The organism is Streptomyces sp. NBC_01237 (assembly GCF_035917275.1).
Classification (GTDB): Bacteria; Actinomycetota; Actinomycetes; order Streptomycetales; family Streptomycetaceae; genus Streptomyces.
Genome location: NZ_CP108508.1, coordinates 7,090,921 through 7,103,710 on the forward strand (window position 1 = coordinate 7,090,921; position 12,790 = coordinate 7,103,710).

Genomic DNA, 12,790 nt, shown 5'->3' on the forward strand with positions numbered 1-12,790 from the left:
CGCCCCATGGCTTGGTTGATTACGGGTGGGGCAGGGTTCATCGGAGCGCACGTGGTGCGCGCGATGCGCGAGGCGGGTGAGCCCGTCGTGGTGTTCGACGACCTCTCGACGGGGGACCGCTCCCGTCTCCCCGCTGATGTGCCCTTCGTCCGGGGGACGACCCTCGACGCGGACCATCTGCGGCGCACGATGCAGGAGTTCTCCGTCCGGGGGATCGTGCATCTCGCGGCGAAGAAACAGGTGGCCGAGTCCGTCGCCCGCCCGCTGTACTACTACCGCGAGAACGTCCAGGGACTCCAGAGCCTCCTCGACGCCTCCGTGGACAGCGGGGTGCGCGCCTTCCTCTTCTCGTCGTCGGCCGCCGTGTACGGCATGCCCGATGTGGAGCTGGTGGCTGAGGACACGCCGTGCGCCCCGATCAACCCCTACGGCGAGACCAAGCTCGCCGGTGAGTGGATGGTGCGCGCGGCGGGCCGCGCGCACGGTATCGCCACCGCCTCGATGCGCTACTTCAACGTCGCGGGCACGGCCACGCCCGGCCTCGCGGACACCGGGGTCTTCAACCTCGTCCCCATGGTCTTCGAGAAGCTGACCGAGGGCGCGGCCCCGGTGGTCTTCGGCAACGACTACGACACCGCGGACGGCACCTGCGTACGCGACTTCATCCACGTCGAGGACATCGCGTCGGCCCACCTCGCCGCCGCGCTCGCCCTGATGGACCGGGGCCCCGGTACGGATCTCACGGTCAACATCGGCCGCGGCGAAGGCGTTTCGGTACGGGAGATGATCGACCTGATCGGCGAGGTGACGGGCTACGGGCCCGAGGCGGCTCCCGTCGCCGCAGCCCGCAGGGCGGGCGACCCGGCCCGGGTCGTCGCGTCGGCGGACCGTATCCACCACGAGCTCGGCTGGTCGGCCCGGCACGACGTGCGCGAGATGGTGGCGTCGGCCTGGGAGGGCTGGTGCCGTCGGCACCCGCACGCACGCCGCCCGGCCGAGTGACGGACGGCCCCGCATAAACGTTTCTGCCGATGTCTATGATGTCTCGGTCCTGAGCCCCGCCCGTGGGACGGGCCCCGATGCCCTGGGAGGGGTACGTCACGCCATGCGAAGTGCCCCTCTGCGCGAAGACCGGCCGACGGACCCGTCGGCGTCCGCCGGGAGCGGACTCGGCCGGGTCCTCGGCGGACCCTGGCTGCTGACCGGTCACGACGGCAGACTGACCGCCTACGTCCATGTCGACGACGCGGTCCTGCGCTGGACGGAGGCGGCACCCGGCTCGCGTCACTGGTCGGGCCCCGAGGCCGTCCCCGCCAAGGGCATCGACCACCTCACGGTGGTCCAGGGGCGCGACCGCTACGCCCACCTGGTGGGACGCCGGGTGCGGTCGCGCGCCGACGACTGGTCGACGGTCGACATCATGCACGCCACCCAGTACCAGACCGGCCGGCCCGTGACGCAGTGGCGGTCGCTGGGAAACCCGTTCAAGGAAGTCCGCCGGGCGGTGGAGGCCGGGGCCCCGCAAGCGGCCGTCGCCGGTGACGGCGCGCTGTACGTCTGTGTCCCGACGGGTCTCGGCGGACTCTCGCTGCGCCGGGAGGACAAGCACGGCCAGTGGGAGGCGTGGCGGAATCTCCCGGTCGCCGGTGTCACCGACCGGCCCGTGCCCGCGGCGTTGTCCTCGGGGCTGATGGAGATACTGATTCCCGTACGGACGGGGGCGCTCCACCTGTGCCAGGCGAAGCCCGGGGGAGACCTGGTTCCCGGAGCCGAGGTGGCGGTGATCCCGCTGCCGGGGTCGGTGACCGCGCTGGAGACGGCCGCGGGCCGGCTGACCTACTACCTCAGCGACGCACGCGGTGCCGGTGCGTTCGCCGTCCGGGCCGGCCAATGGCCCGTACCGCTGGGCGGTGAGCCGGGGGACGGGCGCATCAGTGCCCTGCGTACGGCACTGGACGGAGTCGACTGCACGGTGCTGGCCGTCCGGGGCGCGTCCGGAACCGTGGGCCTGGGTGCCTGTACCACCGAGGGGGAGCAGGCCGGCGTCTGGTGGACGGACACCGCGATGCGCTGCGCCGGGGACCCCGCGCTCGCGTGCGACGGACAGGGACGGCTGGCCGTGGCCGCCATCGGTGCGGACCGCCGGCTGGCCGTCGCACGGCAGCAGGACGGCCAGGGGCTGACCCTCAGCGACTGGTACCGGATATGAGCGCCATCGGGTCGTGCGGGCCTCGGAAGGACGGCCGGACATGAGCGCCATGCCGTCGCGTGAACCTCGGAAGGACGGGAAGACATGGCCCGCGGGACGCAAGGTGGCCCGGTGAGGAAGCCGCAGCCAGGTCCGGCCGGGGCCGCGGACTCCCAGCGGGTGGTGATCATCGTCGCGGGGCCGCTCGATGCGGTGCCCCTCGTCGCGGCCGAGGAGGCCGGGACCGAGATCGGCGTCCTGTGCGCCGACGAGGGGAACAAGGAGGAGCGCGCCGCCCTGGAGCGGGCGCTCACCGAAGCGGCCCGGCGCGGGTGTCACCTCGCGGGGAGTCCCCGCTACGCCGACGCGAGCGGCGACGGCGGCCGGGACGGACTCCTGCGGGAGCTGCGCGCGCTGAGTCCCCGTTGGATACGTCTGTCGGACCCCGATCCGATCCGGGTGGGGTACGACGACGAGCAGGACAGGCCGGTGCACGACGAGCCCCCGCGGCGGGCCGCCGCCGCACTGGACGGGCTGGCCGCCGCACGGGCGTACCAGCTGGAGTCCGGCCTCCCGGTCTTCGCCGACTGCCGTCGCGCGGGGGCGCACGAGACGCTGGGTGCCGCCGCGGCGTCGCGCTATCCCCGTACGGCCGACTGGCTCACCGAGGGATTCGACGGCCGGCTGTCCGCCTTTCTCCCGTCAGCGGCCGGTGTGGTGCGGTGGGTTCAGACCGAGCCGGGCGGGAGTGCCTGGGAGGGGCCCGAGCTGCTGCCCGGCCCGAGGCTGATGCCCGGTCTCACGGTGGTCCGGGATCTCCAGGGCTTCGTCCACCTCCTCGCGCTGCGCCGGACCGGGCGCAAGGACGGCGGTGACGACGTGGAGATCGTCCACGCCGTCCAGTACCGCACCGGGCAGCCGCTCACTCCATGGCATTCGCTGGGCTCCGCGAACCCCGGTCATCGGTACAAGAGCCGGGAAGGCGGATTCCCGGTGGCCGGCTTCGACGGCGCGGGCAATTTCTTCGTCTTCACGCGCAACTTCGGACAGAGCGTCAGCTGTCGTCAGCAGTCTCCCGACGGAACGTGGGGGGCGTGGCGGCATCTGGGCGGAGTCCGCGTCGCGGACGATCTGGTCACGGTGACGACGCCGCGCGGAGAGGTCGAACTGCTGGCCCGAGCGCGCGACTCCGACGCGGTGGTGCGCTGGTTCCGCTCCGGGCCGGAGGGCACCTGGACCGAGGACCGCGGCGTGCCCTTCTCGCCCTGCCCGCGTTCCATGGCGGCGGGCCCGGAAGCGGGCACCGTCCTGTTCCGGGACGTGCGGACGAACGAGCCCGGCATGTGGTGGCCGGGTGCCGCGGCCCCGGTACCGCTCGGCGGCGCGGACGGCACCGGGCCGATCGGCGGTGTCCGCGGGGTCGAGGTGAATGGCTGGAACTACGCGCTCCTCGTCCGTTCGGGGCCGGACGGTACGGCGGTCGCGGGGGCGTACGCCGAAGGGCGACCGGACGCGGGGGTGTGGTGGAACGAGGCGGGCGCGAATTCGCCCCTCACACCCGCCGCTGTCCGGTCCCGTACCGGAATGGTCACATTGGGCGTGCTCACAGCCGGGGCACAGCTGGCGATTGCCCACCGAGAGTCACTGAACGGCGGCTTCGAGTTCGGTTCTTGGCACACAGTGTGACGCTCCTTGTTCGGCAGTGATCCCGGAGGGTCTCTGTCGGCGACGGCACTGGCCGAAAATGGTTAAGTTCTTGATAAAGTCGATGAACCTTTCATGTGAAGGACCTGTGGGTGCCTCGTGAACATGGGGGTCCCTCGTGTTTGCCCGCGCATGAACGAGGACTGTTCGCCGCTGTTCTCGTGACTGAGGGGTTATGGCCAAGCTGTCTCTGCGTGCTGTCCAGAAACTGACATGCAAGAAGCGTGACGCTTGGTGGACGGTGGTGCTGGTCGACCCCGTCGCGACCCGCATGCTCATCGTCATGGCGCGGTTCAACTTCATCACGCCGAACGGCGTCACCTGGGCGGCGCTCTTCGTCGGCCTCGGTTCCGCGGGGTTCTTCCTCAAGGGGGACGGGCTGTCCCTCGCCATCGGGGCGGCGCTGTACCACCTGAGCTTCATCCTCGACTGCATCGACGGGAAGCTCGCCCGGCTCAAGGGCAACGGCACGGTGTTCGGCGGCTGGCTCGACTACGTCTTCGACCGTATCCGGGTGCTCTTCTGCGCCCTGGCGCTCATGGGCGGGCAGTACCTGCGGACCGATGACGAAAGGTTTCTTCTCGCTGCGCTGATGGTCGTCTTCCTCGACATGCTCCGCTATGTCGACGCTCTTCAGATCTACAAGATGCGCATGTCGATGCGCGCCAAGATCGAGAAGGTCACCAACGAGCAGCGGCAGGCCGAACCCCCCGTCGAGGAAGCCACCGAAGCCGCGGCATCCCCGGTGGCCGGACCCGAAGCGCCCAAGGTCCAGTTCATGGAGGACCTGCTGCGCGAGAACCCCGAGGCCGACGCCGAACTGCTCAAGGAACAGACCGGCACCGGACAGGTCGTCGACCTCCACGCCCAGTTCCGTCACCGCTTCCCCTGGTACCTGAGGGTCAGAAGGGCGCTGCTGCGCAGCCGCATCAGGCCGCACCTCATCAGCGGCATCGAGTTCCAGATGTTCGTCTTCATCATCGGCCCGCTGATCGGCCACATCCTGATGACCACTCTGGTGTCGGCGGTACTGATGGGCATCTTCGAGCTGATCATCATGTACAAGTTCTGGCTCTCCACCCGCGACTTCACCGCTGTCATGGCCGGCCTGAACGTGCCGGCCCCGAGCGCGGCCGGCACCATCGCCCCCCATCTCCACCGCGGGCGCCACCGCCACGGCCGGACGGCGCCGGACCGGGCGTTCGCCGACGAGGAGCTGCTGAACCCGCGGCCCGACGACGACCCCGGCTTCCAGCCGTACCCCCAGCCGTATCCCCAGACCTACTCCGACCCCTACCCCCAGACCCACCCGGCGGCCCCCGCGGCGTACGGCGACCGGCCGGCCCACGGGCACGAGTACCAGCAACCGGGCGAGTGGGTCCACGACCACCAGAGCCGTCACCGGACACAGGTACAGCCGCTGTACGCAGCCCCCCACACCCACCAGCCGCAGCAGCACGGTCACCCCGGCGAGTGAGGGAGCTTCGCGTGAGTTACGAACAGGACACCCCTGACGTCTGGGTGACCGTCGTCATCCCCGCCCACAACGCGGCGACGACGATCGGGAAGGCGCTCCAGTCGGCCGTCAACCAGACGTACGAACGGGTCGAGGTGGTCATCGTCGACGACGCCTCGACGGACGACACGCTCGACGTCGTGAAGAGCTTCGCCGGAAACAACAGCCGCGTCCGTGTGCTGCGCAGGCCCACGAACAGCGGTGGCGTCGGCGCGCCCCGCAACCTGGGCATCGCACAGGCCGCGGGCCGGTACGTGCTGTTCCTCGACGCCGACGACGAACTTCCGCCCCGCGCCTGCGAGCTGCTGCTGGCCGGAGCGCTGGAGACCGGCAGCGACATCACCGCGGGCAGGGCGGTCCGCATCAACCGTGCCACCGGCGAGAGCGAGGGCTGGGCCCCGGAGGTGTACGCGATGGCGCGCACCGTGCCCAGCCTCGTGGAGTTTCCGCTGCTGCTGTCCGACCCGATCGCGGCGGCGAAGATGTACCGGGTGGATTTCCTGCGGGAAGCCGGTATCCGGTTCCCCGAGGGTGTCTTCTACGAGGACACCTACTTCTCCACCGTCGCGGGCTGCCTGGCGGACGGGATCACCGTCATCACCGACCCGGTGTACCGGTGGATGTGGGAGACCGGGGGCGGATCGATCACCGGCCGCACCGGAGAGCTGCGCAGCATCACGGACCGGGTCGCCGTGCACCGGGCCACCGACGCCTTCCTCCTCGACCGGGGACTGTGGCAGCTCAAGGTCCGCAAGGACTCGAAGTTCCTCGCGCACGACCTGCGCCTGTACATGCGGGCGCTCGCGGAGGGCGATCCGGAGTTCCAGCAGGGCTTCGCCGAGATCGCGGGCAGCTACCTCTTCTCGATCAGCGACGAGGCTTTCGAGCTGTGCGACCCGGTCGACCGGGTGCGGGCCTACCTCGTCATGTACCAGGAGATCGAGGCGGCGCTGACGACGCTCGACTACGCACAGCGCAAGAGCGTGCTGTCGTCCTTCCTCGTGGAGGAGGACGGACGGGTGTTCTGGTCGGGGGACCATCTGCACCTGCCGGACGCCCGGCGCATGCTCGATGTGACGGAACTGGGCCTGTCACGGGCCAAGCTCTCCCACGAACCGCTCTTCGCCCAGCTCGACGCGTGGTCCATGACGGACACGTCGAAGCTCCGCTTCCGGGGACGGCTGGTCAACCGGTTCGGGCGGATCGAGCGCGGACACGACCTCAAGCTCACCCTGGCCGTACGCAACCGGCACTCCAAGAAGGACATCACGGCACCCCTCCCGGACGTCGAGGTCGATGAACGGTTCCTCTCCTTCGGCGGCTCGGTCGACCTCGCGGCCATGCTCGGCGAGGAGTTCTCGGACGGCACCGTCTGGAACGTGTCCGTCGTCGTCGAGTGGAACCGTGCCCGGTCCCGGTCGCCCCTCAATGTGCGTGATGTCGACCTCGGCGGGCTCGACTTCGTGTCGCACGGTGAGGAGTTCGAGGGCTACCGCACGGTCAGCGGAAATCTCGCCCTGCGCGGGGCGACGGCCGGACGCCGGACCTTCGAGTCCGCCCAGAACGACCCCGACGCGCCGTGGATGTGGTGGCGCGACCGGCTCCACAGACCGTTCGCGACCCTTGAGCATCCCTTCGAGATGGCCGTCGTCGTGCCCTGCTACAACGTCGCCGCCTACCTGGACGACTGCCTCGGCTCGATCGCGGCCCAGGAGGGTTTCGCCGCCACACAGGTCATCCTGGTCGACGACGGGGCGACCGACGAGACCCCGCGGATCCTCGACGACTTCGCGCGCCTCTACGCCAACGTGACCGTGGTCCACCAGCCGAACGGCGGGCTCGGCAACGCCCGGAACAACGGTCTCGACCGGGTCACCGCGCCGTACGTCACCTTCCTGGACTCCGACGACATCCTGGGCGAGCAGGCCCTGTCCCTGATGCTCCAGGCCGCGTGGCGGGACGGGTCCGAGGTGGTCATCGGGGATCTGGTGAACTTCCCGGACCGGCCGTACGGCCCGTGGAAGCAGTACTTCGGCAAGGGCGACCGCCGTATCGACGACTTCGCCGACGTACCCGACCTGATCTTCAGCGGATCCGCCTGCAACAAGGTCTTCAGCACCGGCCTGCTGCGCCGCCTGGGAGTGCGCTTCGGCGAAGGAGTCCACTTCGAGGACTCCTGGGTGACCCTGCCGAGCATGCTGCGGGCGAACGCGATCAGCATCGTGGACCGGCCGGTCTACTACTACCGCGGGCGCCCCGACGGCTCCTCCATCATGGACTCCCTGTGGAGCAAGCCGGCGAACTACCGCGACCACCTGCGGCTCAACCACTTCCTGCTGGACTACACCGCCACCGAGCGGTCCGACATCAGGCGCATGTTCCAGCGCTACGCCACCCGCACCTACAAGGGCTTCCTGTGCAACGCCCGCAATGTCATGGGCCGCACGCAGCTGGAGGAGATCTTCCCCGGAATCTCCCGGCACTACGCCCAGATCCCCGACGAGGTCATCCTCGAATACGCCACCAACCCCGCGCAGCAGCTCGACCACTACGCGGCCAAGAGCGGCAACTTCGAGCTCTTCCGGGACCCGGCACCGGTGCTGGAACAGGCACCCCTGGTGCTGGAGATCGACGACGACGGCTTCTACCGCACCTACGCGGGCGGGGCCAGGAACACCCGGGCCGCCCGGGTCAACGACCCCAACGTCGTGGTGGAGTCGGTCCGTACCCGAGGCGATGTCCTGGTCGTGGAGGGCTGTCTGGCCTTCCCCGGGATGGACATCAGCGGCCCGATGGACAACCCGCTGGAGTTCGTCTACCAGACGGCGAACGCCAAGATCAGTGTGCCGCTGCGCCAGGTCGCCCGGCGCGATCTCTGGAACACCCGCAACGGCCGCGACCTGTACGCGGGCTGGTACGCCGAGATTCCGCTCGCCGACCTGGTGAGCGGGGGATTCGGCGTCGGCGACTTCCGGCTGCGCGTCCACCGCGTGGACGGGTCGCGCCAGCGCAATGTCGTGATGAAGGCACGGCTGCCGCTGCACCGGCTCAAGGGGCCGGGGCGGATCGGACGCCACCCCTACATGCTCACCATCGGCGGTCAGGACGCCCTGCACCTGCGGCTGGTCGACCGGAAGATCCGCCACCGGGCCAGGCACGCCCTGTGGCGGACGTCGCGCGAGATCCGCATCCTCAAGACCCGCAACCCCGGCTGGCGGATGCGGCTGGCGTACTGGCTGACCTACCCGTTCCTCAACTCCCGTGAGATCTGGCTCATCGGCGAGCGGACCGACACGGCGCAGGACAACTCGTACCACTTCTTCAAGTGGATGCGGACCCACCGCAAGCGCCGCAGGGCCTACTACGTCATCGACGGGAAGGCGGCCGACTACGCCAAGGTCGCCCGCTACGGCCGAGTGATCAAGCTGGGTTCGTTCAAGCACCGGATGTACCTGCTGCACGCGACCAAGCTCATCGGCTCGTACGACTCCGAGTCCTATCTGGTGCCCGAGGGCTACCGGAAGGTGCTCTTCCTGCACCGGTTCGGTGAGCTGCTGAAGTACCAGCGGGTGTTCCTCCAGCACGGGATCAGCTACAACGACGTCACCTCCGGTGTGGACCAGCGGATCACCGGCTACGACCTGATCGTGGCCACCGGACGTCAGGAACGCGAGTACCTGGCCCTGGAGGCCGGTTTCGGCGAGCGCGCGGTGCTGGCGGGGCTGCCCCGCTTCGACGCGCTGCGCAGGGAGCCGAGGCAGCGCCCGCGCATTCTGCTCATGCCCACCTGGCGGCAGTGGATCGTGACCGCCTCGTACAAGAAGTCCACCGGGCCCGCCAAGACGGCCTTCACCCAGTCCGAGTACTTCCGCTTCTACCGGTCGCTGCTCTCCGACCGGCGGCTCATCGACGCCCTCGAACGCTTCGGTGTCGACCTGGAGTTCTTCCCCCACTACGAGATCCGGCCCTACCTCCACAACTTCCGGATCGACGCCGCCGCCATCGAGGTCGCCGACCCGAAGACCCGCAACGTCCAGGAGGCCATGAAGGAGTGCTCCCTCATGGTGACGGACTACTCGTCGGTGTTCTTCGACGTGGCGTACATGGGCATCCCGCTCGTCCACGTCCCCTTCGACGAGGAGGACTTCTACGGACGGCACTACAGACGGGGCTATTTCACCCTCTCGCAGGACGGCTTCGGGCCGGTCTGCCGCACGGTCGACCAGGCGGTCGACGAGATCATCGCGGCGATGGCCCGGCAGTTCACCGTCGAGAGCCCCTACCGGGAGCGCGCCGAGTACTTCTTCGCACACCGCGGCGACGGAAACTGTGAACGCGTGTACCGGGCGATCGACGCCCTGGGGGACGCGAACGCCGCCGCCCTCGGTCCTTCGGGGCCGGTCGGAGTCCTGCCGGCACCGGACCCGCGGCAGGACCGGGAGCCGGCCCCGCTGCCCACCGCCGAGGGAATGGACCTCCACGGGGCGAGCCCCGTGGAGCGGGACGGAGGCTGGGAGCGTGCGGTCTGAAGGGGAACCGGGCACACCGAGGCCACCGCGGATCTTCCTGGCGGGCGACTCGGCGGCGGCGGCCCGGGAAGCGAGCAGGGCGCCCGTGACCGGCTGGGGCCAGGTACTCCACCTCTTCGTGGGACCGGAGGCGGAGATCGTCAACTGCTCCCGGGCGGGTGCGAGCGCCCGTACGTTCACCGAGCGCGGTCGTCTCGACTGGATCCTGGCGAACATCGGGGCCGGGGACTACTTGCTCACCTCCTTCGGGATCAATGACGCGAAGCCGCAGGAGTGGCTCCGCACGGAGGCGTACGGGGACTTCCCGCGGTACCTGAGGAAGTTCGTGGACGGCGCCCGCGAGCGCAACGCCCACCCGGTTCTGATCAGCCCGCCCGAGGGCGACACCCACGACGCGCACGGAAATCTGCCGAGAAGCATCACGGAGTATCCGATGGCGATGCGTGACCTCGCCGTCGAATGCAGCGTTCCCCACATCGACCTCTACGACCGGACGCACAGCTGGTGGAGCGAGCTGGGGCCGGAGGGCGTACGCCCCTTCTTCGTCCATCTGGAGCCGCGTGAACACCCCAACTATCCCGAGGGCTTCCACGATCCGGGGCATCTGATGCCGGCCGGTGCCCTCGCGTGCGCGCGCTACGTCGTCCACACGCTGGTGGCCGAGCAGATCATTCCGTCCCACTGGGCCGTCAACCTCGACCGCCCCGAATTCCCGCCGGAGTGGGTGACCTGGCTCGACGACGCGTCACATCACGAGCTGACGAGGGCGCGCACCCTGGGCCTGGGCAGGGGGGCCGGCAGATCATGACGACCTTCACCCTGGCCACTCTGCGCAGTGTCCAGCAGGACGATCCGTCGATCGTCTGCGGGCTGGAATTCCGCGCCGACCGGGACCCCGGTGAACCGGTCCGGCCGGGCGAACGCATCGCGTGCGAGTGGATCCTCACCCCGCAGGGCGACGGAACCCACTACTACGGCTATCTCATGGCCGACTCGTTCGCGCGGGTCGCCGTGATGGAGAGCATGGCGGGCATGAGCCTGCTGCCCGCCGGAGACCGGTACGCGACCTCGACCGGACCCGGTGTCGAGCGGGTGGCGAAGTTCACGCTGCGGGTGAACGACCACACGTCCCCCGACGCCTTCCTCGTCCCGGTGCTGAGGGCGGGAATCATCGCCGACGGCGGCAAGGGCCTCACCTCGACGACCTTCTCGCTGAAGGACCGCGGCTACCGGATCGCCCCGGTGCCGCCGCAGGGACGGGCCCTGGTGCTGCCGCCGGGCCACCGCGGTGTCCTCGGGGACCTCACGGAAGGACTGGGCGAGGACGTGCGCCTGGTCGGCGTCGGCCCCGCCGGACACGGGCTGACCGGTGTCGCACCGGACGGCACGGTGACGTACGACCCGTTCCGGGACCACCTCGGGTACGACTGGTTCGACTATGTGCTGGAGGCCGGCCCCGGCCATCTGGTGACGGGCCGTGTGACGGTGCACATCGGCGAGCCCGGCGCCCCGCGCGGGGTGCTGCGGCAGGGGACACCGGGAGTGTGAGGCCGCGGTACGAACGGCGCTCACGGTGGTGCGCGGTACTGCTGGCGGCCACCACGGCGCTCTCCGGCTGCTCGGGCGGTGACACGGTCCGGCCCGGCCGGTCACCGGTTCCCGGTCCGGCGGCCGGAGTCTGCGAACAGGACGCGCCGTGCGGGGTGACCATCGGACGTACGACCCACCGGCTCGCGGACGGACGCCAGGTCCACGTCACCGCGCTCACGGTCGCCCCCACCGCGCACGTCACCGTCGGACCGGTCGTCGCCCACCGTCTGACGACCACGGAGAGTGTCGGCCGGATGGCGCGCCGGGCGGGCGCCGTCGCCGCGGTGAACGGTTCCTTCTTCGACACCCCGGCGTCCCCCGCCTTCAGCGGCTACGCGGGCGATCCGCTCGGCATCAGGGTGGTCGACGGCGAGCTGCTGAGCGAGGCGGCCGACGGCCGCACCGCACTGACCCTCCCCGGCCGGAGGGCGGCCGGGCCCGCGTCGACGAGGTGCGTTCCACCCTCGCGCTGTCGGCGGCCGACGGGGCCACGCGTGAACTGGACGGGGTCAACCGGGTACCGGGAAGGATCGTCGGCTGCGGCGGGACGGGCGGCGACCGGTCGGCCGCCACCGGCCTCCCCGAGTCACGGCCCCGCCACAACCAGCTGTGTGTCGACGACAGCGAAGTCGTCGCGTTCACCCCGCGCTGGGGGGAACACACGCCGCCCGGTGGGCCGGGCAGCACGGAAGCGGTACTGACGGCGGACGGACGGGTGAGCGAGGTGCGCAGCCCCGCGGGGGGAGCGATACCCCGTGACGGCTCCACGCTGGCGGGAGTGGGAGCGGGCGCCGACTGGCTGCGGGCCCACGCCGGCAACGGACAGCGGATCGCCGGGCGGACCGCGGTGACGGACCGGACGGGGCGCGACATCCTCGGGCCCGGCGTGTCCGTGATGGGCGCCGGCCCCGCCCTGCTGCGCGGCGGAGCGGTCCGGATCAACGCCGCCGCCAACGGAGTGGGCGCGGCCTCCGCCGACGCGCGACACCCCCGTACGGTCGCCGGGGTGAAGGCCGACGGGACCCTGCTCCTCGTGGTGTTCGACGGACGCAGCGCCCGGAGCGCCGGTGTCACGCTGCGCGAGGCGGCAGAGATCCTGCGGGAACTCGGTGCGGTGGAGGGGCTGAACCTCGACGGCGGCGGCTCCAGCACGATGGTGGTCGGCGGCGAGGTGGTCAACCGTCCCTCCGATTCGGGCGCGCCCGGCGGCCGGCGGCAGCGGAAGGTCGCCGACGCGATCGCCGTCATTCCCCGGAGCTGAGC

General features: G+C 70.4%; 8 protein-coding genes. All 8 read left to right on the forward strand.

Annotation, left to right across the window (positions count from 1 at the left end):
• Positions 1–6 precede the first annotated feature (6 nt).
• The 8 genes from galE (at position 7) to OG251_RS31540 (ending at position 12,788) form a co-directional block, all read left to right on the forward strand.
• Positions 7–1,002, forward strand: coding sequence for a UDP-glucose 4-epimerase GalE (galE, locus tag OG251_RS31505; RefSeq protein WP_326680278.1), 996 nt, complete (start codon positions 7–9; stop codon positions 1,000–1,002).
• 103 nt (positions 1,003–1,105) lie between these two features.
• Complete coding sequence (locus OG251_RS31510; protein WP_326680279.1) at positions 1,106–2,209, forward strand: hypothetical protein; 1,104 nt, start codon at positions 1,106–1,108, stop codon at positions 2,207–2,209.
• Between the two features lie 111 nt (positions 2,210–2,320).
• Complete coding sequence (locus OG251_RS31515) at positions 2,321–3,874, forward strand: hypothetical protein (protein WP_326680280.1); 1,554 nt, start codon at positions 2,321–2,323, stop codon at positions 3,872–3,874.
• A gap of 193 nt (positions 3,875–4,067) precedes the next feature.
• Positions 4,068–5,369 carry a CDP-alcohol phosphatidyltransferase family protein gene (locus OG251_RS31520; protein ID WP_326680281.1) on the forward strand — a complete coding sequence of 434 codons (1,302 nt, stop codon included), beginning with the start codon at positions 4,068–4,070 and terminating at the stop codon, positions 5,367–5,369.
• 11 nt (positions 5,370–5,380) lie between these two features.
• A complete protein-coding gene (locus tag OG251_RS31525) occupies positions 5,381–9,937 on the forward strand; it encodes a bifunctional glycosyltransferase/CDP-glycerol:glycerophosphate glycerophosphotransferase (protein ID WP_326680282.1) in 4,557 nt (1,518 codons plus the stop codon).
• Positions 9,927–10,745, forward strand: coding sequence for a GDSL-type esterase/lipase family protein (locus OG251_RS31530; protein ID WP_326680283.1), 819 nt, complete (start codon positions 9,927–9,929; stop codon positions 10,743–10,745). Before OG251_RS31525 ends, OG251_RS31530 begins: the two co-directional genes overlap by 11 nt.
• The gene (locus OG251_RS31535; protein WP_326680284.1) at positions 10,742–11,485 is read left to right on the forward strand and encodes a hypothetical protein; all 744 of its coding nucleotides are present in this window, start codon (positions 10,742–10,744) and stop codon (positions 11,483–11,485) included. Before OG251_RS31530 ends, OG251_RS31535 begins: the two co-directional genes overlap by 4 nt.
• Positions 11,486–11,978: 493 nt before the next feature.
• Positions 11,979–12,788: a phosphodiester glycosidase family protein gene (locus OG251_RS31540; RefSeq protein WP_326680285.1), complete on the forward strand. Its 810-nt coding sequence runs from the start codon at positions 11,979–11,981 to the stop codon at positions 12,786–12,788.
• Positions 12,789–12,790: the final 2 nt, after the last annotated feature.

Bases quoted from the DNA above. Each gene is read 5' to 3' on its own strand.
- galE (WP_326680278.1), top strand. From the start codon at position 7: ATGGCTTGGTTGATTACGGGTGGGGCAGGGTTCATCGGAGCGCACGTG.
- OG251_RS31510 (WP_326680279.1), top strand. From the start codon at position 1,106: ATGCGAAGTGCCCCTCTGCGCGAAGACCGGCCGACGGACCCGTCGGCG.
- OG251_RS31520 (WP_326680281.1), top strand. From the start codon at position 4,068: ATGGCCAAGCTGTCTCTGCGTGCTGTCCAGAAACTGACATGCAAGAAG.
- OG251_RS31535 (WP_326680284.1), top strand. From the start codon at position 10,742: ATGACGACCTTCACCCTGGCCACTCTGCGCAGTGTCCAGCAGGACGAT.